Origin of the sequence: Metabacillus flavus (assembly GCF_018283675.1) — a bacterium.
Taxonomy (GTDB): domain Bacteria; phylum Bacillota; class Bacilli; order Bacillales; family Bacillaceae; genus Metabacillus_B; species Metabacillus_B flavus.
In genome coordinates this window covers 69,659-91,217 of record NZ_JAGVRK010000001.1, presented here as the reverse complement: position 1 = coordinate 91,217, position 21,559 = coordinate 69,659, and the positions used below count along the sequence as shown (strand labels likewise).

18 protein-coding genes and 2 tRNA genes are annotated in these 21,559 nt (G+C 45.2%); all 20 read right to left on the bottom strand.

Features of this window, described 5'->3' with window-relative positions:
- On the bottom strand, nt 1-876 hold the full coding sequence (hslO, locus tag J9317_RS00455) for an Hsp33 family molecular chaperone HslO (protein WP_211555663.1): 876 nt from the start codon (nt 874-876) through the stop codon (nt 1-3).
- A 41-nt stretch (nt 877-917) separates the two neighbouring features.
- Nucleotides 918-1,682 carry a type III pantothenate kinase gene (locus tag J9317_RS00450; protein ID WP_211555661.1) on the bottom strand — a complete coding sequence of 255 codons (765 nt, stop codon included), beginning with the start codon at nt 1,680-1,682 and terminating at the stop codon, nt 918-920.
- 160 nt (nt 1,683-1,842) lie between these two features.
- On the bottom strand, nt 1,843-3,780 hold the full coding sequence (gene ftsH / locus J9317_RS00445) for an ATP-dependent zinc metalloprotease FtsH (RefSeq protein WP_211555659.1): 1,938 nt from the start codon (nt 3,778-3,780) through the stop codon (nt 1,843-1,845).
- Nucleotides 3,781-3,879: 99 nt separating this feature from the next.
- Entirely contained in the window at nt 3,880-4,428 is a 549-nt protein-coding gene (hpt, locus tag J9317_RS00440; protein WP_156505819.1) for a hypoxanthine phosphoribosyltransferase, read from the bottom strand.
- Nucleotides 4,409-5,833 (bottom strand): tRNA lysidine(34) synthetase TilS, encoded by a 1,425-nt coding sequence (gene tilS, locus J9317_RS00435; RefSeq protein WP_211555657.1) that lies wholly within the window; start codon nt 5,831-5,833, stop codon nt 4,409-4,411. The genes hpt and tilS overlap by 20 nt, the downstream gene beginning before the upstream one ends.
- Nucleotides 5,834-5,934: 101 nt before the next feature.
- Entirely contained in the window at nt 5,935-6,963 is a 1,029-nt protein-coding gene (locus tag J9317_RS00430) for a serine/threonine-protein kinase (RefSeq protein WP_249291931.1), read from the bottom strand.
- The gene (locus tag J9317_RS00425; protein ID WP_211555656.1) at nt 6,947-7,684 is read right to left on the bottom strand and encodes a VWA domain-containing protein; all 738 of its coding nucleotides are present in this window, start codon (nt 7,682-7,684) and stop codon (nt 6,947-6,949) included. Before J9317_RS00425 ends, J9317_RS00430 begins: the two co-directional genes overlap by 17 nt.
- A 134-nt stretch (nt 7,685-7,818) precedes the next feature.
- On the bottom strand, nt 7,819-10,305 hold the full coding sequence (gene spoIIE, locus J9317_RS00420) for a stage II sporulation protein E (protein WP_211555654.1): 2,487 nt from the start codon (nt 10,303-10,305) through the stop codon (nt 7,819-7,821).
- Between the two features lie 438 nt (nt 10,306-10,743).
- Nucleotides 10,744-10,815, bottom strand: a tRNA-Glu gene (locus J9317_RS00415).
- Between the two features lie 22 nt (nt 10,816-10,837).
- Nucleotides 10,838-10,914 (bottom strand) — tRNA-Met (locus tag J9317_RS00410).
- Nucleotides 10,915-11,144: 230 nt separating this feature from the next.
- Complete coding sequence (locus tag J9317_RS00405) at nt 11,145-11,603, bottom strand: S1 domain-containing RNA-binding protein (protein ID WP_035412509.1); 459 nt, start codon at nt 11,601-11,603, stop codon at nt 11,145-11,147.
- A gap of 84 nt (nt 11,604-11,687) precedes the next feature.
- Complete coding sequence (locus J9317_RS00400; protein WP_211555652.1) at nt 11,688-12,062, bottom strand: FtsB family cell division protein; 375 nt, start codon at nt 12,060-12,062, stop codon at nt 11,688-11,690.
- A 12-nt stretch (nt 12,063-12,074) separates the two neighbouring features.
- Nucleotides 12,075-12,710 carry a spore cortex biosynthesis protein YabQ gene (gene yabQ / locus J9317_RS00395; protein WP_211555650.1) on the bottom strand — a complete coding sequence of 212 codons (636 nt, stop codon included), beginning with the start codon at nt 12,708-12,710 and terminating at the stop codon, nt 12,075-12,077.
- On the bottom strand, nt 12,707-13,012 hold the full coding sequence (gene yabP, locus J9317_RS00390; RefSeq protein ID WP_035412519.1) for a sporulation protein YabP: 306 nt from the start codon (nt 13,010-13,012) through the stop codon (nt 12,707-12,709). Before yabP ends, yabQ begins: the two co-directional genes overlap by 4 nt.
- 83 nt (nt 13,013-13,095) lie before the next feature.
- A complete protein-coding gene (locus J9317_RS00385) occupies nt 13,096-13,359 on the bottom strand; it encodes an RNA-binding S4 domain-containing protein (RefSeq protein ID WP_211555648.1) in 264 nt (87 codons plus the stop codon).
- 20 nt (nt 13,360-13,379) lie between these two features.
- The gene (gene yabN / locus J9317_RS00380; RefSeq protein WP_211555646.1) at nt 13,380-14,843 is read right to left on the bottom strand and encodes a bifunctional methyltransferase/pyrophosphohydrolase YabN; all 1,464 of its coding nucleotides are present in this window, start codon (nt 14,841-14,843) and stop codon (nt 13,380-13,382) included.
- Complete coding sequence (locus tag J9317_RS00375; RefSeq protein WP_211555644.1) at nt 14,840-16,444, bottom strand: putative polysaccharide biosynthesis protein; 1,605 nt, start codon at nt 16,442-16,444, stop codon at nt 14,840-14,842. Before J9317_RS00375 ends, yabN begins: the two co-directional genes overlap by 4 nt.
- Before the next feature lie 587 nt (nt 16,445-17,031).
- On the bottom strand, nt 17,032-17,568 hold the full coding sequence (gene spoVT, locus J9317_RS00370) for a stage V sporulation protein T (RefSeq protein ID WP_211555642.1): 537 nt from the start codon (nt 17,566-17,568) through the stop codon (nt 17,032-17,034).
- Nucleotides 17,569-17,708: 140 nt separating this feature from the next.
- On the bottom strand, nt 17,709-21,233 hold the full coding sequence (mfd, locus tag J9317_RS00365; RefSeq protein ID WP_211555640.1) for a transcription-repair coupling factor: 3,525 nt from the start codon (nt 21,231-21,233) through the stop codon (nt 17,709-17,711).
- An 81-nt stretch (nt 21,234-21,314) separates the two neighbouring features.
- Entirely contained in the window at nt 21,315-21,545 is a 231-nt protein-coding gene (fin, locus tag J9317_RS00360; RefSeq protein WP_211555638.1) for an anti-sigma-F factor Fin, read from the bottom strand.
- Between the last annotated feature and the right edge of the window lie 14 nt (nt 21,546-21,559).

Here is a 21,559-nt window from a genome sequence, read left to right as displayed (position 1 = left end):
TTATTTAGATTCTGCTTTCAGTTCTTCAAGCTCTTCTTTAGAAAAAATATAGATTTCATTGCAGAAATGACACTGAGCTTCCGCCTGGCCATCTTCTTCAATCATCTCATCGATTTCTTTCGTTCCAAGGCTGATGATTGCTGAACCAAATCGCTCTTTCGAACATTGGCATTGAAAGGATACCGGCAAGGTCTCAAGAATCTTTGCATTTCCTTCCCCTAGAACCTCATCCAGGATTTGCTCTGGAGACAAGCCTTTTTCAATGAGCTTAGAGATCGGCTCCATCGCTGTCAGCCGCTCTTCAATTTTCGCAATTGTTTCTTCTTCTGCTCCCGGTAAAAGCTGGACAACGAATCCTCCTGAAGCAAGAATGGTATTGTCCGGGTTGACAAGCACACCGACTCCTACAGAAGACGGAACCTGTTCGGATGAAACAAGGTAATACGTGAAATCCTCACCGAGTTCTCCTGAAACAATTGGAACCTGCCCTGTAAAATGCTCTCTCATGCCAAGATCCTTAACTACGGTCAGCATTCCTTCTGTACCAACAGCGCGGGCCACATCCAGCTTCCCGAATTTATTTAAATCAAAGTGAGTCTGCGGATGGGTAACATATCCTCTTACTTCCCCTTTAGCATTCGCATCTACAAGAATCGGGCCAAGCGGACCGTTCCCTTCCACTTTAATTGTCAATTTATCATTGCCTTTTAGCATCGTTCCAAGCATTAAGCCGGCCGTCAGTGTTCTGCCCAGCGCAGCTGAAGCGGTTGGCCAGGTTTGATGCCTTCTTTGGCCCTCTCCGACGGTATCGGTGGATTTAACAGCATATGCGCGGACTTGTCCATCATATGCCAATGCTTTTACTAAGTAGTCCATTCTATAAATGCCCCCTTCAGGATCCTGCTCCTGTATGTGAATTATTGATTTCTGCTGTAAATCAGCTGCAGCCCTTTTAAGGTTAAGAAGGGATCCACGATATCAATCGTATTGGATTCATTCGCAATAAGACCCGCTAAACCGCCAGTACCGATAACCTTCGGATTTTGGCCGGTTTCCTCCTTCATTCTCCTTACAATCCCCTCGACTTGGCCGACATAGCCAAATAAAATACCGGATTGCATCGCGCTCACTGTATTTTTGCCAATGATATTCTCAGGCCTTGCAATTTCAATTCTTGGAAGCTTGGCTGCTCTTGAATAGAGCGCTTCTGTTGAAATATTCACTCCCGGCGCAATCGCTCCGCCCATATATTGTTTATCCTCGTTAATATAGCAATAAGTAGTCGCTGTACCGAAATCAACAATGATCAGCGGACTTCCGTAGAGGTGGATTCCCGCTACCGCATTCACAATCCGGTCTGCCCCTACTTCTCTCGGGTTTTCATATTTAATATTCAAACCGGTTTTGATGCCCGGTCCGACAACCTGGGGTTTGATATCAAAGTACTTTTTGCACATACGTTCAAGTGAGAACATGATAGGAGGAACTACAGAAGAAATGATGATTCCCTCAAAATCCTTAAAGGAAATTCCAACATGCTCAAAAAGAGATGTAAACAGCATGCCAAACTCATCTTCTGTCTTATTACGGCTTGTTTCAATCCGCCAATGATAGTTCAGCTCTTCTTTTTCATACACACCGATAACTGTATTTGTATTCCCGACATCCAATACTAAAATCAACGATTTTCACCACTCTATATAGTTTCTCTAAGTCTTTGTAAAACATTCCGCCACCATCATATCATAAAACAGGTAAAACAAGACGGCAACGTGCTCCACTCTATCTGCTTCTTTCATACAAAAGACCGCATTCCCGGAAGAATGCGGTCTTATAAATGGGTCAGTCTTTTTTCAGTTCCGGACGTTCAGGATCATCCAATGGAGATGGTTCTTCTGTCTTTCTCTGAATGTTAATTTTTACATCTGAAGAATCACTTGTGTCTTCAAGGTCTTCGATTCGCTCCGGAAGCTTGCCGTGCTTCATCAGGTGATCGATTTGCTTCGCATCAAGTGTCTCTACTTCAAGAAGAGTTTTAGCTACAAGCTCAAGCTTGTCGCGGTTTTCTGTAAGAATGGTTTTGGCACGCTCATAACTCACTTTAATAAAGTTTTGAATCTCTATATCGATTTCATGAGCGATGGCATCACTATAGTTTGGCTCGTTGTTAATATCGCGGCCTAAGAACACTTGTCCTTGGGACTGGCCAAACTGAAGCGGTCCAAGCTTATCAGACATACCGAATTCTGTAACCATACGGCGGGCAATTCCTGTCGCTCTCTGGAAGTCATTTGAAGCTCCTGTGCTGACTTCGCCGAATACGATTTCCTCTGCCACGCGTCCTCCAAGAAGGCCGGTAATTTTATCAAGAAGTTCTGGCTTTGTCATAAAGTAACGGTCTTCCTTAGGAAGCATAACGGCATAACCGCCTGCCTGGCCGCGCGGTACGATGGTTACTTTATGTACCATTTCAGCTTCATCAAGGACATGGCCGATAATTGTATGGCCGCCTTCATGATATGCGACAATGTTGCGCTCTTTTTCAGAAATAACACGGCTTTTCTTCGCTGGTCCTGCGATTACGCGGTCTGTTGCTTCATCAATATCAAGCATGTCGATTTTCTTCTTGTTTGTACGGGCAGCCACAAGTGCTGCTTCGTTAAGCAGGTTCTCAAGATCTGCACCGGAGAAGCCTGGTGTTCTCATCGCAATAGCTTTCAAATCAACAGAGTTGTCAAGAGGCTTGTTGCGGGAATGAACCTTCAGCACCGCTTCGCGTCCTTTTACATCTGGACGGTCTACTGTAATCTGGCGGTCAAAACGTCCCGGACGAAGAAGCGCCGGGTCAAGAATATCAGCACGGTTTGTTGCGGCGACAATGATGATTCCCTCATTGGCACTGAAACCATCCATTTCAACAAGCAATTGGTTCAGCGTTTGCTCGCGCTCATCATGGCCTCCGCCAAGACCGGCTCCGCGCTGGCGTCCAACTGCATCAATTTCATCAATAAAGATAATACATGGTGCATTCTTTTTCGCATTTTCGAATAGGTCACGTACACGGGATGCACCGACCCCAACGAACATTTCTACGAAGTCTGAACCGCTTATGGAGAAAAACGGCACGCCGGCTTCGCCCGCTACTGCACGTGCAAGAAGCGTTTTACCTGTACCCGGAGGTCCCACAAGGAGAACACCTTTAGGAATTCTGGCACCGAGTTCAGAGAATTTGCGGGGATCTTTAAGGAAATCAACGACCTCCACAAGCTCCTGCTTTTCTTCATCTGCTCCTGCTACATCTTTAAACTTAACCTTTTTCTTTTCTTCGCTGTACAGCTTCGCTTTGCTTTTGCCGAAGTTCATTACACGGCTTCCGCCGCCCTGAGCCTGATTAAGCAGGAAGAAGAAAAGAATGAAGATGATGACAAAAGGAATGATGGATGTGAAAAAAGTCACCCATCCGCTTGTTTCTTCAGCAGGCTGAAATTCCGTCTGGCTTGATTTTGCAGCTGCTGTAATCTGATCGATTGACTCGCTTGGAACATGAGTCAAAAAGTATTCATCTTTCTTAGCGCCTTTAAGCTGTCCTTTTACTTCAAAAACACCGCGTACGGGTTTTGCCGTTATCTGCTTAACGTCTCCCGCTTCTAATTTCGAAACGAAATTGGTGTAAGTCAATGGTTCTGTTTTCGGATTTTGACCGTTAAAGGTACTAACGATTCCGATCACAACCAAAAATATGAGTAAATAAAAGATCGTATTTCGGAAGATCCGTTTCATTCCTTACCTCCTCCACAGTAGACACAATTAGTTTAAATAGTATCATAGAAAATCATGCCAATACAAACAATATGGCGCCATTTATTCAGGCCTTAATCCTCAGTTGGTGTTTTGGTAAACGCGGGGTTTCAAAACGCCGACGTAAGGAAGATTACGGTAGCGCTCAATATAATCGAGCCCGTATCCTACAACAAAGGCATCCGGCACTTCAAATCCAACATAGTCAGCCTGGATGTCCGCTTTTCTTCCGCTCGGCTTATCCAAAAGAGTGACAATCTTGATGGACTTGGCTTTCCGATACCTGAATAATTCCACAAGATAGCTTAATGTTAAACCACTGTCGATAATATCTTCTATGATAAGGATGTCGCGGCCTTCGACAGAAGTGTTCAGATCCTTTAGGATCTTTACTTCCCCTGAGGAGACAGTTGATGAACCGTAGCTTGAAACATCCATAAAATCCATTTCCAAATATGTATCGATGTGCTTAAGAAGATCGGTCATAAAAGGCAGTGCACCTTTTAGTACTCCAATAGCTAAAGGAAAGGTTTCTTTGTACTCTTCAGTTAACAGTGTTCCCAATTCTTTAACTTTTGCCTGTATTTCTTCTTCTGTAACCAAGATTTTTTCAATATCCTGTTTCATCATTCGTGTTTTGCCCCCTAGAAGATCCTTGTTGATGATATTGTAAAAAAATGAATTCGCCCTCAGACCAATCATTTTCCTCCCAGGCTGATTTCGTCAGACCCGGCAGCCACAAAATCGTTCCATTTGCGTCTTCAAGAACCGGCCACTGATTCCTGGCTTCTATTGCGATCTTCTTGTCAATAAATATATCTTTGACTTTTTTTGTGCCATTCATGCCTTTGACTTTCAGTTTGTCCCCATTTTTCCTGGAACGGATTGAAAGCGGCAGCAGGACGTTGTCCCGCTTTATAAGAAGGCTGTTCTTTCCCCTGTCAGCACCAGGACTCTCTGTAACCAGCTGCGCTTCTATACGGCCTCCCGAGGGAAGCATAGCCACGCCCGGAATCGGCAATTCCAGCTGGTACGGCTCCGATTCTGCTTGTTCAAAAGTAAACATGCAGAGGTTATAGGATTTAACGGCCTTTAAACCATTTGGAAGGTGGAGAGATCCGGAAGGGTGAGATTGGGAAAGCAAAGATAGAACGCTTTCTGTATGTATGGATGATAATGAAGACGGAACACTTTTGTAAAGATAGTTTAATATTAGTTGAATCCCTCTTCTTTGTAAAGGTAAAGGCAACCTTTTCAGCAGATCGATTTCAAGCTCTGCAAAACCGTCTTTGCTTCTCCATACTGTATTCATCTCATGCTCCGTTAATTCCTGCAAAAACCGCTCGTCTTCCGTTAAGTTCTCGCTGAAGGACTGGAACTTTTCATGCACCTGAGGGTTTTCTTCTTTCAGAAACGGAAGGATCCTTTTTCGGAACCTATTCCGTGTATAGGTTTCTTTCTCATTGCTCGGATCAAATCGGGGGGCCAATCTTTCCTTATCGCAATAATCCAGGATTTCCTTCCGAGTCATGCCAAGAAGGGGCCGTATAATGAATCCGCCGGCAAACTCCCGTTTAGGCTGAATCCCGGCAAGTGCCGTTCCCTTGCCGCCGCGGACCAGCCTCATTAATATGGTTTCAACCTGATCGTCTCCGTGATGGCCAAGCGCTAAGGCTGATGCCCGGTAATGCTTCATCATTTTTTCAAAGAACTGATACCGGCATGCCCTTGCCGCTTCCTGCGCACTCATCTGATGGGAAATGGCATATGCTCCTGCATCAATCTGGCAGCATTCAAATGGTACATCATGTTCCATGCAAAAGAACCGGACAAACTCCATCTCTTCTTCCGATTCTTTTCCCCTGAACATGTGATCAACATGAAGAACAACGAGATTCAAATCCCATTCTTTTCGGATGCTGAGGAGCATATGCAGCAGACTAAGCGAATCGGGGCCTCCGGAAACGCCTGCCAAGATGGTTGAAGAGGGCTCGATCAGCTGGTGCTTTTTTATAAATTGAATAAAGGGTACCACGTCTCTCCCTCATTTACTGACAATTTTGCACTAAGGATATCGTACCATTTTTATCCGGATTTCCGCAAAAATCAGACTGTTTGTTCACAAAATCACCATTTTTACGGAAGCAGAAAATGGTAGATGTAGAGGGCGTACAATATGAAGACTCCGCTTACGACAATGAAGGTATCCATCCAGCCGCTGCTCGAATGACTGCCGCCGCTGTTCCTTTTGCGTTTCGTAATGGGCTTCTTTTTGGCTGTATGTCTTTTTGGCTGCGCAGATGACGTTGCAACCGTTTGTTTTTGGCCGGATCTGCTTCTCTTCGCCTTTGCAGGAGTTCGCCTTGTTTCCGGCTCTGCCAGGCATTGAAGCAGTTCATTTTTCATCTCTTCCGCTTTGGCATATTGCCCTTTTAATGCCTTCCTTAAAACACTCCGCTGTTGATAAAGAAGCGGTACACTGTCAATTTTCTCAAATAAAAGCTTTTCTCCCTCGCTGTTTTTCAGAAACCTTCCGCCGCATCCGGCATTGATCGCAATCATGGCTGCCGCAAAAAGATCATAGCCAGGATCCGCTTTGCGGGATCCCATTCCCCAATACCCTCTGTCAAAAAATTCTGTATACTCTTTTATGGATCTGCCTACTGCCGTCGTTCCGCCTACATCAATAATCTTAACAGTAACGGGCGAATCCGTTACAAGAAGGTTTTCCGGTTTAAGATCTCCGAAAACCCAGCCCGCTTCATGCAGATTGGATAAGCTGCCTAGAAGCTGGAGCAGGAGGACAGGAATCCATTCAGAGCCTCTTGATTTTACAAAATCCAAAAAAGGAACGCCTTTTATGTATTCCATTACGTAAAAAGAAGGAACGGGGCTGCCCCCTCCCTGATCCCAATCATCCGTATCAAATAAATGAGGCCCAAGGCTTTTCCCCTGGACCTTTGAAAAGTGTTTCAGCACATTCACTTCAGATGTAATGGACATGCTGTTGTCACTCAGTTTTAACGCCGCAAGTCCGCTGCTTCTCTGAACTAAATAGACCGCTCCGTTCGCTCCTTTTCCGAGAGACTTGATCACGGTGTATTCGTTCTGATGCCACTTCCCCTTGATTTTCGTTCCGGGGAGTACTTTATCGGCCACCTTCATAGCGATACCCCTCATCATCCAGCAGGTCTTTTCGGCTTCCTCTTTTTTTGCTGAAAAGAGCGGCCCCCTCGCGAATTGCGGGTCCTGTCGGGGTCAGCCCTCCAGCCGAAAGCCGGGAAAATACCGAGGATATGGACTCCAGCCGAGGTGTCCAGTCTATAACTGTCTCCACATCCGCACGTTTCCCAGGAAATACACATACAGAGAACTCATTTTCGCCAATCCGGGAATTCAGGCTGATGGATAGGTCCAGCAGCGCCTCTTTTACAGTAGGGAGCTTCGGTGTCATGCTCGCACTTGCGTCGACCATGATGACCATTTCTAAATGCATGGTTTCCCCCAGCTCGTCTACTACCTCCATAACTTCCCCCCTCTTATCAGGCGGCAGCTCCTCCATTGAAACCTTTTTCCCGAGAATTTGCTGAAGCTCTTTGTTGACGACCCCCTGGATGGTTTGCGTCATCGCTTTTCTTGTGACCATTTGTACCGTTTGAGACAGCACTTGAGTGTAGACCGTCTGGCTGACTCCGCCTCCGGAAGCTGCAATGCTCTCAATCTCTCTCATAGCGGCCTCATCAATAACCTTTTCATCCACCACCCCAATTACGTTTACTGTGATCCCTTGCTCGTTGGCATACGCTGCCATTGCGACCGGGTCCTCTCCATGATTGGAACATCCGTCAGTGATGAGCAGGATCTGTTTAATTCTTCCTCGATTCATTGCTTTCCCCTCCTGTTAGGTCTGATATCTATCAGCCTTGCCACAGAAGTACAATTTTCATACTATTAAATTGGACGTGCTTTGAAATTTACCTTGGTTCCGCTGCCCGTCTGCTTTGGGTGAACAGCAACCCTTTAGGAAACACTCTGCTTTTTCTTTTGAAAATAGCGGTTTGTAGAAATTGCCGCCCATTTTGGAGTGTTATGTTCAATCTTCGCCGCGATGATCGTCATATCATCATCGATTTTTCCGGAACGGGTCCTGATGACCTCTTCCATGATTAAATCCGCCACCTCCTGAGGATCATTTGTTTCCAGCTCCGTTACTTTTCTCTTCATCCAAATTTCATGATTCTCTACATGTTTAGGTCCTTCAAAAATCCCGTCGCTCATCATGATAAGCAAATCCCCTGCTTTAAGCTGCTCGCCTACCACATCCACATCAAAGTCTTCGATAATTCCAATCGGCAAATTGCTCGCCTGTATTTTTATCACTTTATCCCCCCGTTTGATAAAGCTTGGCGTTGAACCGATCTTAAGGAATTTGCACATGGCATCCTGCAAATCTACAATAGCCAAATCAAGTGTTGAGTACACTTCATCTGTCGTTCGAAGAGACAGAATCGAGTTGACGGTTTTAATCGCCACCTTTTCATCAATCCCCGATTGCAGGATTTTTTCAAGGAGCTTAATGGTTTCGTTGCTTTCAAACTGTGCTCTTGCTCCATTTCCCATTCCGTCGCTTATGGCAATGGCATATTTTCCAACCCCCAAATCAATCATAGAATAGCTGTCTCCTGAAACGAGCCCGCCTCCTTTTGCAGCATGCGCCGCTCCGATATCTACTTTAAAGCTCTTGGCTGAACCGAATGATACGTGGCAGAATCCGTTTGGATACAGGCCGCACTCCTCGTGCTTCACTATGACCTGCTCTTCCAATATATCTGAAAGCATTGGAGCAATGATTTTTTCGCATTCGCCATGGCCCTGGCAAAACGGGATCGACATTTCCATGTCTACATTCCCCTGCTCCAAGCTGTATATTTCAACATGACCGATTTCCACTCCGAAATTCTGGAGAGCTTCTAGTATCTGCTCTTCCAGTAAAAAGTGATTTTCCCGCTCACGTCTGATTTCCCGGGAAAAGTCCTCCATTACCTTGGAGACGCCAAGCAGCTGTTCAGCTACCAGTCTGCGGCTCTCCTGTACTTGCTTATTCAATTTCTGATTCGCTTTAAACTCATTGAGCTCCTGTTCAATGGCCACTTCTACCTGAGTCGCCTTAGAGCAATGTGCATGAAATTCCTTCTTCAGTTTTCGGTTAACTGAATACGTATCCGCACTCGTCTCATTTGTCACCTGTGTCATTAGATCATAGGTAGCTTGAAAATTATTGACCCAGCACTTTTCTTTTTTATAGCAATGATGGCATGTTTTTTCTGTAATCGTACTTAAAAATAAATCCGTTTCCCTTGCCGAGTCCGCCTCTCCCTTTTCATAGAAGGCGTTAAAGCTTTGGGACAGGGCTTCAAATACTCCAGAGAACTGATCCACCCGATGCGCGGTGACATCTCTTATTCTCGTAGCGTACAGCTGCTGTTCCATCGCATGTTCATTTGTTCCAGGGATGTGCTTCGCAAGACTCGCTGTAATTCCTTTTGGTGTAAGGAAAAACAAAACAATTGCAGCCATGGATTCCACCATAGTGGCCATGAGATCGGACGTACCGCCGCCGTACAGGGACAGCAGCATTGACCCGATGAGCAAGCCTGCTGCCGCCCCAAGCTTCTGCCCTTCTTTTAATAGTCCGCCGAGCAAACCTGAAAATGCCAGCAGACTCATTTGGTACAGGTTTCCTACATTTGCAAGACTTAAGATCAGACCGGTTACTACCCCGACGGTACAGCCGATGCTTGATCCTCCGATAAAGGCAAATAACAAGACCATGTATCTGGAAAAAACGTGCTCCGCTTTGAAGTCCATATAAGAGACTCCGGTTAAACCGGTCATTACCGAAGCAATGAGAATCATCAGACAAATGATTTCCTCTGATTTCAGTGACTGCTTATACCGCGGACTGGAGATGAGCGGAATGCTTTGCAGAAAAATGAGAGTAAGGATAAACGCCAAACCGGCTTCTACTCCGGCCATCATCGCATCATAGGAGGAAATCGTCCCATATACTGCGAAGGTGAAGGCTATCCTTGTCCCCGCTACGGCGAGCAGGATGATGAAAGGCAGTGTCCGTACCCGATCCTTAAATATAAAGGCACCGGCCTTTTGCAAAAATAAGAAGAACAGCAGGTGGCATGTAATGATGAGGGAAGTTTCCAGCGAGATTGTCAGTCCTCCGGCCGCCAGTGACAGGGCCCCGATCAGCGCCTTGTCTTTCTTCATTAAGAAGAGGACTCCAAAGAACGGAAGGGCAAACGGCAGGATCTCAGTTAGGATGATAGCTCGTCCAAGTAAAAATCCGATAAACATATATAGAAGTCCTTTATGAAACAGAATGGATTGAAAATAGGCACCCGCTCTTTTCGTAGATCTTTGAATTGCATGCTGTGTTTTTTCAATCGCTGCTCCGGTAATTGGTTCCATTAATCTTCTTTCAGCTTTCTGCACTATACATACCCCCAAATCGGTTTGTTGAGGTAATTATAGCGGACGGAAAAAATGGATTTTGTCAAAACAAGGGTGCTTGACCAAGAAAGCGTTCGACGGTTTCAGCTTGTTCCTTCATGATTTAGAGGGAATCTCCCAGCATTTACAAAAGAAAAAGAAGATTGCTGACGTCATTTCAATGAACATGTAGAAAAGACTGAAAACTATTTGGAATAAAATTTGAGATTATTAAACTTGCCTGTTGATTTTGGCTCCGCACTAGAGTTATAGGGGGTAACGGGAGCAATAAAAGCGGATTACTGGATGAAGGTATATTTATAAGAAGGATCCTGCTAAATTGGACGGGACTGCTCGCCTGTGTTCAGGATGAGGGTCTTTGAATAAAACTTTTCTTTAAACGAAAAAAACTTCCACTATAGGAAGTTTTCAATGGAATGATGACCCGTACGGGATTCGAACCCGTGTTACCGCCGTGAAAGGGCGGTGTCTTAACCGCTTGACCAACGGGCCTCATAATTCTTTTTTAAAAAATTGGTAGCGGCGGAGGGGATCGAACCCCCGACCTCACGGGTATGAACCGTACGCTCTAGCCAGCTGAGCTACACCGCCAAATATATGCGCGACCTGCCAAGGCCGTGCGGGCTGCGCTTCTTTCAAACAGGCTTGCTGTCCTATGAAGCACAAGTTCTATAATACAAAGCTTTGGGTTTTCAGTCAAGACTAATTTTAAATTTTTTCAAGAAACCGTAAATTGACCGGCTTTCTTCCACTGAGTCATTCGATAGGAATACAAAAAAACACCCCAAAGGAGTGTTTTTATCTATATTGACAGCAGCAAGTTAGCCTCTTTTTGCTCCGCGTCCGCCGCGTTTTGATTCTGTATTTCTTTTAAGAGAAGATAACCGGTCTTCACTGTCTTTAAGGAAGCGGCTCATCTTTTGTTCAAAATTCTCTTTAGGACGGAATTCGTTTCTTCCTGCTCCGCCTCCGCCACCGCGGTGCGGACGGTCTGTACGCGGGCGATCCTGACGAGGACGCTCAGGACGTTCAGGACGGTCTGGACGGTCGATTGCTTTCTTAATCGATAGACCGATCTTTCCATCTTTTTCAACGTTGATGACTTTTACTTCAACCATGTCGCCAACTTTAAGATGGTCGTTAATGTCTTTCACGTAATTATCGGCTACTTCGCTTATGTGAACTAGACCCGTGGAACCTCCCGGAAGCTCAACAAAAGCTCCGAAATTCGTAATACCAGTTACTTTACCTTGTAACTTGCTGCCAACTTCAATGGACATAAAAAAAATGCTCCTCCTTAAACTGATAAAAAAATCATCATTTCTTTAATTATACCTAAACCAAAATCATAGTGTCAATAAAGGCTATTTTTTGTCCGGTGAACTGAAAATAATTTCATTCTCTCCAGAGAGGAAATAATCTCTTCTCGCAAGTTCTGCAATATAGTCATCGTCGTTAAGCTTGCCGATTTCTTCTTCAAGCATACTTTGTTCTTTTTTCAGATCATTCAGCTCACCCGTTAGCTTGTCCTTTTGCTCGGCTTGTTCTGAAAGGGCTGCTGACTGATTGATCATTCCTGTAATAATAAAAATCGCGAATAAAGCGACGATGGCTCCAAAGACGGTTAAACGGCGAAATAGACCTCTTTTTCTGCGCTTTAGGATTTGATCATTGCGCTCCTGCTGCTGCATGTATTGGGATTGAAGCTGCGTCACTTTATGGCTTCTTTCTGCTGACATTTATACTTTCCCTCACTTTCCAGTGATTCGTTTGATCGATTTCCACGCACTAATCAATAAGTTCTTGGCTTGATTCGTAATTCCTTCCGCTTTTGAAAAGATTCTCGAAAAAAATGTTTTCAAAAAACCGGGAAGCATTTTCCAGATGAGAAGCAAGGCCCATCGTACAGGTGCTAATACGATTTTAACGGCTCCCCAGATAAAAAGAAACGCCCATTTTAATATTTTCCAAAAAAGATTCATCAAACCGATGATGATAACTGCAATTAAAGTGATAAATCCCTTAATGGGTTTAATCAGAACAAAGTTTACGATTCCCGCGAAAAGCTTGAAGATAAGCACGACGGTTCGGATAAAAAAATTTAAGACTGCCAGGTATATACCCTTTAGCAGGCTTTGATAAGCAGCGAAACCGCATAAAATGGCGAGGAACATGTAAATTCTCAGTTCCCCTTCATTTACAAGAAGCAGCACATAAAAAAAGAGAACACTTTGGAGCAGCCAAAACACCAGATCATGAAAGAAAACAACCCAGCCGGCCCTTTTGGAACGGACAAGAAATCTTCTATATGTATCCAGGGCTGCTCCAAGCCATGCTCCCATTCCTGCCATGGCAAACATGGTATAAAACTGTACTGTTAACGTCATTTAAATAATTTGCTAAAGAATCCTTTAGCTTTCTCCGCATGCTGTTCGTCCAGGTAAACAATGTCCAGTATGCGGCCCTTAATGGACACAATTCCTTTATCCACATCAAGGTTCTGCATCTGAAGATTTTCACCGCGGACCGCCAATGCTCCCATAACCGTATCCAGCAGAAACTCTTCATTATCAAAGCTTTCTACTTCTTTAACACCTGTAATTTCAAGGAGTTTTCTGCCTTTCATCACAAGATCATGGTTTTCCGGTACTGTATTTGTCTGAGGCTGATTTTGCTGATAGTAATTCATCCTCTGTACCCCCGCTTCTCATATCGTTTTGCTTATATCTATGAGCAAAACGGGAGAAAAAGAACAAGCCCAGTCAAGCAGAATCAGTTCTCGCCTAGTTTTTCTTCTTTAATAATTGTGTACATTTCGGCTGCCGCTTCTTTTTTCGTTGTTTCTTTTAAATGGTCGATGCGGACGGTCACACGCTTTTGGCCAAAGCGGATGACCATTTCATCCCCTTCTTTTACATTGGAGCTTGCCTTTGCGGCAGTTCCATTGATTTCAATACGTCCCTGATCGGCAACTTCCTTTGCCAGCGTGCGGCGTTTAATCAGTCTGGATACCTTCAGAAATTTATCTAGTCTCATTTCAAACCCCTTCTTTCTGTCTATTCCAATCCTTTTGCTTCATCCCAGTAGCTGTCCATTTTTTCAAGCGTCAATTCTTCGAGGACTTCTCCATTATCTTTCGCTTTCTTTTCAATATATTGAAAACGCGAGGTGAATTTCTGATTTGTTGAGGACAGCGCTTCTTCAGGTTCGATTTTCAGGAATCTTCCGATGTTTACAAGTGCAAATAAGACATCACCGAATTCCTTAAGAAGTGCTTTATTATCTTCACCGGGATTTTCTTTAAGCTCTTCTTCAAACTCCAGGATCTCTTCTTTTACCTTAAGCCATGCATCCTCGGCCTTATCCCAGTCAAAGCCTGCTTTTGCAGCCTTTTTCTGAAGCTGATACGCCTTCGAAAGGGCCGGCAAAGCCCCGGGAACGGAATCAAGCAATGACTCTGCAGGTGCTTTTCCTTCCGCTTTCTTAATTTCTTCCCAGTTTATTAGCACCTCTTCTGCCGTATCGGCTTTTATGCTGCCAAAGACATGAGGGTGACGCCGCACCATTTTTTCAGAAATGGTCCGGATGACTTCATCGATAGAGAAAAGTCCTTCGTCTTCTCCAATCTGTGCCTGCAGGACAACTTGAAGAAGCACGTCTCCCATTTCCTCAATCATATGGTCGATGTCCTCTGACTCAATCGCATCCAGGAGCTCATAGCATTCTTCAATCAAATACTTTTTCAGCGATTGGAAGGTCTGCTTCTGATCCCAAGGACATCCTCCTGGTCCCCGCAGCGAGGCAATAATTCCCCTGAAAGCATCAAACCGGTGATAAAGGAGCTTTTCATCCTGAACAGGCGGAATATAGAGGCTGGTAAGGTTGGAGACAGTGGAAACCCGGTCCAGTTCAAATAGCGGAACCTTAAGAATTTCTTCCTGCTTGCTTCCTGCAGCTGTAACGATGTAAACCTCATAATCAAAAGGCAGCTCTTCCATAAGGGTGAGCTTGACCTCAGACGCCACCATCTGATCATATACCTGACATAAAATGATATGCTGGGTGAATTGCAAATCTCCTCTTTTAAGAGTCAGGGCATCCATCATTTGAAAACCTTCAATTGGATCAATGTTCAGCGATGCGAAGGTCGCATCCAAAAAGCTTTGTCCTCCTGCGACACGGACTTGGAATGGATGATGCTTCGATTCCTCAAGCAAAATCTGAACCGTTTTTTCAGCGACCATCGGATGTCCCGGGACCGTGTAGACGACATCTCCATCGGCTGCCTCTTTGATCAGGAAAGAAGCGATTTCTTCATATACATCCTCGAACTTCGAATGCTGCATGTACATTTCATCAAAAGAGCCGGTTATCGTTATTTCATTCCTCAGTTCTTCCAGAACAGGGTGGTCCATCGTTCTTGTATAAACCCGGTTTGAGGATTGGAGAAGACGGTAAATTCCAAGCGGAAGCTGGTTGATGTCGCCAGCGCCGAGGCCGGCTATATGAATGGTGTTCATTTTTTCACATCCCTTTTCTTCTGCGACCACAGCCGGATTTTTGTGCCGAATGGAACAATATCCAGTTCATCGCTGTTAAAAACATTTAATTTGATGACAGCAAACATGTAGACGGCGCCGCCAACCGCGACTGCTGTTATGGCCTCAATGGAGGCAAGTGCTCTGTTTCTTCCAAGCACCCACTCAAAACCTGCCATATAGCCTTTTAAAACGGCAAGCATGAGTACAGAAGAGAGAACGATTTTGATAATACTCCGGTACTCGTGAAGCTTGTACTGCTTTTTTCTGAGAAAATAAATATTCATCACCGTCACAACGAAGAAGGCCGCGACGGTCGCAACAGCAGCTCCATCCGCTTCATAACGGGGAATCAGCACAATGTTTAAAGCAACTTTTATGATGACACCTGCAATAACGGATATAGCAGGGTAAATAGTTTGATTCAATCCTTGAAGAATAGCAGCGATTGTCATCGATAAGGATGTAAACAGAATGGACAGGCTCAAAATCCCTAAAATGTCTGACCCGTAATTGTTCCGGAAAAGCATAATATTCGTTTCCTCGACAATGCCGATCAGCCCTGCTGTAGCACCCGCTCCAACAGCTAAACACACCTTAATCGATAAATTAATTTTATCCTTAATAAACTTCTCATCATTTCTGCGCTTCGCACTGGAAATCAAAGGAACAAGAGACAAGGATAGTGAGGTGGCAACGACGGTTCCAAGCTGAATCAGGGGCTGTCCCCGGTCGTAAATTCCCTTGGCTGTTTTTGCAGCAGTCGGATCCATGCCTTTATTGATCAGCATTGAAAACAGCTGCAGAGCGTCAACGAGCTGAATTAAAATCAGCAGCAGGCTGCTGACACAGATTGTAAATGTAAATAGAATTAAGTCTTTTAATAAATCCCATGTCCTGATTGTAGAAGGACTCAAAGGCCCGTTTAGCTCCCTGTGATCCCTGCGGAACCAGTAGACAGCCAGGACAATCAGGGCAGCAGCTCCTCCGGTAAGAGACCCAAAAAGCGCCCCTTGCCCTGCCTCATAAAAGTTGCGCCCATTTTTCAGCAGAATATAGGCAACACCTATGATCGTAACCACACGAAATGCCTGCTCAACTACCTGGGAAAGAGCCGTAGGAAACATATGATGCATTCCCTGAAAATAACCCCGTAGCACAGATATGAAGGGAGCGAGCAAAAAAGAAAATGAGATAATTTCAATTAATGGTTTAAGATGCATGTCTCCCATAATGCCCGCGATCCATCCAGAACCGGCATACAAAAGAGAAAATGAAAAAAGTCCGGTAAACACAAGAAATAAACTGCTGACTTTCCAAATTTTTCTCAAGTCAGCAGGGTTGTGCCCTTCACCATATTCAGCGAACAGCTTCGAAACGATAATCGGAAATCCTGATGTAGCAAGCATAATGGATATTCCGTAAAACGGATAAACCTGCTGATATATGTAAAATCCAATATCTCCAACGATATTTTGATAAGGCACGCGATAGGCGGCACTCATTATTTTTGTAAGCAAACCGGCAATCGTCAAAACGAAAGCCCCCTGCCAAATAACGCTCTTTCTAGACGGCACAGCCATCCCCATTCTCCTTCCAAATTCACTGACGAGGATATTATATCACGAGAAAAGCGGAGGCGTCTTGTCCAGCCCCGACAAGCATAAGAGAATTCTCCGGAGGAAGGCGGTTTTTCCTTCCGCAGGATAATTCACTTATGACCTCGAGGGGCTAGACGCCGCAGCTGGACAATTTGAAATGCGGAGGGCGCTTCTAGTAAGGAGGTTCTGCTAAAAGCGCGGCGTCCTGCCGCAACGCAGAACTGGCCTGCCTCCTGCAGGCCTCCGTGAAAGACGGTGGAGCTCCCGACCGAGAGGCGCTCAAGTAAGGTTGTTCAGCTAAGAGCGCGACGTCCTGTCGCAACGCTGAACGGGCCTTCATCGTGAAGGCCCTCGACCGAGGGGGTGAAATGGCCCTGCGGCACAGCGCCCGGAGCTGGACACCATGAAAAGCGGAGGCGTCTTGTAATTAAGGATGTTCAGCTAACAGCGCGGGGTCCTGCACTAGACAAAATCCAAACGTTTTTATCCAGATGCTCAAATAGGTTCTCCATACATTAAAAGACAGCCCGGAGGCTGCCTTTTCGTAGTACATATAATAAGATCGAAACCTAGTTCTCCATTTGGCGTGCAAGGAAGCTGGCTGCTGTTTCTACCGCTTTTTTCTCCACTTCGCCAAGTGTTCCTTCTTTGGAGAAGATAACGACTGCGCCAATTGGATCTCCATTTGCGATAATCGGGCCAATGGTATAGGCTTTGACTTCTTCTTTGACCCCTTCAAGAAGCTGAAGCTCTCCGGCATCAGTTTTAAGAATGGAGCTTCTTTCTTCCATAGATCGTTCAATGTCTTCGCTGATGTTGCGGTTCATGTATTCCTTTTTTGAACTTCCGGAAACTGCGATGAAAGCGTCTCTGTCACAAATCAGCACCGGGTGGCCCATGCTGTCGTAAAGAGCGTCCGCGTACTCCCTTGCAAAATCTCCAAGTTCACTTATTGGTGAATATTTCTTCAGAATGACTTCGCCGTCGCGGTCTACAAAAATTTCCAGCGGATCCCCTTCGCGGATACGAAGCGTTCTGCGGATTTCTTTCGGAATAACCACACGTCCTAAATCATCAATTCGACGAACAATGCCAGTTGCCTTCATCTATTGCTGCCTCACTTTCATCTTGTGAATTGATACCAGGTGATGGCTCCATGTTACTGCAGCCGTCACCATTTGTTGAAGTTAGTATCCTTCACAATAAAGGTAATATACACACAATAAATGAAAAAATAAGCAGATGATCAGCTGGCTGAAATTTCTTCCTTTTTCACATGCTTTAGCCCTTTAAGAAGACCGAGCAAAATGGATAAACGCTCTTCTGCACTTAAGCCCTTTGTCTGTACAGAAATTTTCAGTTTGTTCGCGTCCATTCCGAGACCTACCTTGCGGCCGTACTGGCTGCTTAATTCAAACAGCTTTTGGCCATCTGTGCGCTGGCTGGCTTCCTCATTGATGGACATGTAAATCACGTCTTTTGCTTCTTTAATGATTTCGACTTTTTCACGAATAGCAAGAAGTTTCGCTTCAGCCACTTTAAAGAGATAGCTTACTTCAGACGGATACGTGCCGAAGCGATCCGTCATTTCTTCTTGCAGCTCTGCCAGATCTTCTTCTGTTGTAATGGCTCTGAATCGTTTGTACATATCGATTTTCTGTTTTCCATCTGAAATGTACGCCTCTGGAATGTAAGCATCCAGATCCAGATCGATTTCCGGCTCAAATGCTTTTTCCTTCGGTGCATCGCCTTTGCGTTCTTCAATAGCCTCTTTAAGCATCTGGGAATACAAATCAAATCCGACGGAATCAATGAAGCCATGCTGCTGTGCTCCAAGAAGGTTTCCTGCGCCGCGAATGGATAAATCGCGCATCGCTATTTTGAATCCTGATCCAAGCTCCGTAAATTCTTTTATCGCCTGCAGCCTTTTTTCTGCAACCTCTGTCAGAACTTTGTCCTTGCGGTATGTGAAGTAAGCATATGCGACTCTGCTTGAACGGCCGACACGCCCTCTAAGCTGATAGAGCTGGGAAAGACCCATTTTATCGGCATCATACACAATGAGGGTGTTCACGTTCGGAATGTCGACTCCTGTTTCAATGATTGTTGTGCTGACGAGAACGTCGGACTGGCCTTCAAGGAAGTTAAGCATGACGGATTCCAGTTCATTCTCCGTCATTTTCCCATGGGCATACGTCACCCTTGCGTCCGGAACAAGCATTGAAATTTCATCGGCTTTGCGGCTGATATCCTCCACCCGGTTGTATAGAACGTATACCTGCCCGCCTCTTGAGAGCTCCCGTTCGATGGATTCTCTGACAAGCCCTCCGTTGTTCTCGACCACATATGTCTGAACCGGATAGCGGTTTTCAGGCGGTGTCTCTATAACAGACAAATCCCTGACCCCGAGCATCGACATGTGCAGTGTTCTTGGAATTGGAGTCGCGGTAAGCGTCAGCACGTCCACATTTGCTTTCATTTGCTTGATTTTTTCTTTATGGGTAACACCAAAGCGCTGCTCCTCATCAATAATGAGAAGTCCCAGATTTTTATATTTAACATCCTTGGAAAGAAGACGGTGCGTTCCTATAACAAGGTCTACCGTTCCATTTTCCAAGCCTTTTGTCGTTTCATTCATTTCCTTGCGGGTGCGGAACCTGCTTAGAAGACCGACAGTCATAGGATAGTCCTGGAACCGTTCGCGAACGGTTTCGTAGTGCTGCTGGGCCAGTATGGTCGTTGGAACAAGGAGTGCTACCTGCTTTCCGTCAGCAATAGCCTTGAAGGCTGCCCGGATGGCGACCTCCGTTTTCCCGTAGCCAACATCTCCGCAAAGAAGCCGGTCCATCGGGCGTTCCCGCTCCATATCCATTTTAATTTCATGAATGGAACGAATCTGATCCTCTGTTTCCTGATAAGGGAACGCAGCCTCGAAATCGCGCTGCATTTCTCCATCCGGAGAAAAGGCGTAGCCTCTGCTTGCTTCCCTTTCTGCATATAGCTTGATTAAATCATCCGCAATATCCTGAACGGATGTTTCTACCTTTTTCTTCACCCGGCGCCAGTCGTTTCCGCCCAGCTTGTAAATTTTCGGCTCTTTCCCTTCCGATCCAACGTATTTCTGAACCTGATCGATTTGCTCTACCGGAACGTAAAGTTTGTCAGAGCCCTGGTAGCGGATATGAAGATAATCCTTATGGTTGCCGTTGATTTCAAGGGTTTCAATCCCTAAATACTTTCCAATCCCATGATTAATGTGAACGACATAATCACCTGTTTGAAGCTCTGAGTAGCTCTTAATCCGCTCCGCATTCGATAGCTTTTGGCGTCTAGGCTGCTTCTTTACGCGCTTTTTGAACAGTTCTTCTTCTGTTATGACCGCAATCTTCTGCAATGGAAGCTCAAAGCCAGTTTGCAGATCCCCTTCTAGGATATAAGCTTTTCCCGGTTTAAGCAGGTCCCCGTCTTTTATGATTGATGCGGACATGTCATAGTCTTGAAGCACCTGCTCGAGCTTTTGCACCCGCTCTGCGCTTGCTCCCAGAAAGACGGTGATGAACTTCCCTTTATTCCATCGGTCCAGCTCGCCCTTCAAGACGTTCATCTGGCCGTGAAAATTCTGCATTTGCTTGCACGATACGTTTAAAATATTTTGAGGACTTGTATGAGGAACATGTCTTAAAAATAAAGAAAGGTATACGATTGGGTTGGAAGGAAGTGCCAGAGGCTGCTCATGGGAAATTTTTACGTCATGAACAATCTTCCCGCTTTCAAGCATGCTCGTAATCCATTCCGCTTCTTCCGATTCAAGCTGCTCCATCATTTCATGAATACGGCTGATCTCATCCATCACAACGGTTGCAGTACCATCAAAATAATCTAGTAAACTAGCAGGCTTTTCATAGAAGAAGGAAAGATATTTATGCATTTCCTCTGTAACTTGGCCATTCCTGAGCATTTCAAGCTCATATTGGACATTCTGGAGCAGTAATTCCTTCTGCTGGTCATTTTTCAGTTTTTTTAAGGATTTGGAAAGTCCTGCTTCTAATTGCTCTTCGCAGCGCTCAAGATGCTCACGCTGCAGCAGAATTTCTTTGGCAGGACCAAGCACGATGCTCTCCATTTTTTTCAATGAACGCTGATCCGCAAGGTCAAAGGAACGGATGGAGTCCACTTCAATATCAAACAGTTCAATCCGGACGGGATTTTCCTCCGTCAGCGGATAAAGGTCAATAATACCCCCGCGAACACTGAATTCCCCCGGTGCCGAAACCATGTTGGCCCGTTCATAGCCAATTTGGGAAAGCCAGCTGAAAAATGAATCCGTATCCAGTTCATCTCCGACCGAAAGTGTTTTCTGGCTTGCATTCCACATGCTTTTGGCTGGAAGCAGTCTCCGCAATGCAGCAGCCGGTGCAACCACAATGCCTTTTTTACCAGATGCCAAATGATTCAGCACTTCCATCCTCTGAGCCATCAGCTCCGGACTGGCTACCGCCATATCAGAAGCAATCAGTTCATTAACAGGATAGAGAAAAACATTACCGCCCGCTAAGTTTGCCAAATCCTCAAATACCTTTTGAGCCTGGTAGAGGTTGTGTGTAACAACGAGGACAGATTCTCCTGTTTCCATATATAAAGAGGATGTGAAAAGGGTTCTTGCCGAACCGGACAGCCCAGCCAGCAGCTGCTCTCTCAATCCTTCTTTCAGACCGGTAACAATGGTTTTAAAATCTTCGTTTGAATAAAAAAACGAATGCAGACTTTTCATGCATTTCCCTCCTTCCGCAAAATTTGTCTCCATGCAGGCGGACAAATAGAAAAACGCTTTGGGACTAAAAGCCAAAGCTTTTTATTGTATGAATTTTTCTACCTGGTGGAAAGCAGGGTTCCGATCGAGCGCTTCCTGGCAATCCTCACAAATAGTTTTTACCTCTATATCTCCATTCGCCATGTAGCGGATCATTTCCTGTCTCTCTTCACTTGTTAGGTAGTGAAAACCTAATTCTCCGCTATGAATAGCCTCATTTTCCAATGTGCCGACTTTTGTGCCGCAATGGCGGCAATAGTAGTGGTAACCCATAGTTCCTCCAAAAG

Excerpts from the sequence above, each read along its gene's own strand:
- yabN (WP_211555646.1), bottom strand. The coding sequence starts at position 14,843 with ATGAACACCATTCATATAGCCGGCCTCGGCGCTGGCGACATCAACCAG.
- hslO (WP_211555663.1), bottom strand. The coding sequence starts at position 876 with ATGGACTACTTAGTAAAAGCATTGGCATATGATGGACAAGTCCGCGCA.
- ftsH (WP_211555659.1), bottom strand. The coding sequence starts at position 3,780 with ATGAAACGGATCTTCCGAAATACGATCTTTTATTTACTCATATTTTTG.
- spoVT (WP_211555642.1), bottom strand. The coding sequence starts at position 17,568 with ATGAAGGCAACTGGCATTGTTCGTCGAATTGATGATTTAGGACGTGTG.
- mfd (WP_211555640.1), bottom strand. The coding sequence starts at position 21,233 with ATGAAAAGTCTGCATTCGTTTTTTTATTCAAACGAAGATTTTAAAACC.
- fin (WP_211555638.1), bottom strand. The coding sequence starts at position 21,545 with ATGGGTTACCACTACTATTGCCGCCATTGCGGCACAAAAGTCGGCACA.
- J9317_RS00430 (WP_249291931.1), bottom strand. The coding sequence starts at position 6,963 with ATGAAGGTGGCCGATAAAGTACTCCCCGGAACGAAAATCAAGGGGAAG.
- hpt (WP_156505819.1), bottom strand. The coding sequence starts at position 4,428 with ATGATGAAACAGGATATTGAAAAAATCTTGGTTACAGAAGAAGAAATA.
- J9317_RS00400 (WP_211555652.1), bottom strand. The coding sequence starts at position 12,062 with ATGTCAGCAGAAAGAAGCCATAAAGTGACGCAGCTTCAATCCCAATAC.
- J9317_RS00405 (WP_035412509.1), bottom strand. The coding sequence starts at position 11,603 with ATGTCCATTGAAGTTGGCAGCAAGTTACAAGGTAAAGTAACTGGTATT.
- J9317_RS00425 (WP_211555656.1), bottom strand. The coding sequence starts at position 7,684 with ATGAATCGAGGAAGAATTAAACAGATCCTGCTCATCACTGACGGATGT.
- J9317_RS00375 (WP_211555644.1), bottom strand. The coding sequence starts at position 16,444 with ATGGCTGTGCCGTCTAGAAAGAGCGTTATTTGGCAGGGGGCTTTCGTT.
- J9317_RS00385 (WP_211555648.1), bottom strand. The coding sequence starts at position 13,359 with ATGAGACTAGATAAATTTCTGAAGGTATCCAGACTGATTAAACGCCGC.
- yabQ (WP_211555650.1), bottom strand. The coding sequence starts at position 12,710 with ATGACGTTAACAGTACAGTTTTATACCATGTTTGCCATGGCAGGAATG.
- yabP (WP_035412519.1), bottom strand. The coding sequence starts at position 13,012 with ATGAATTACTATCAGCAAAATCAGCCTCAGACAAATACAGTACCGGAA.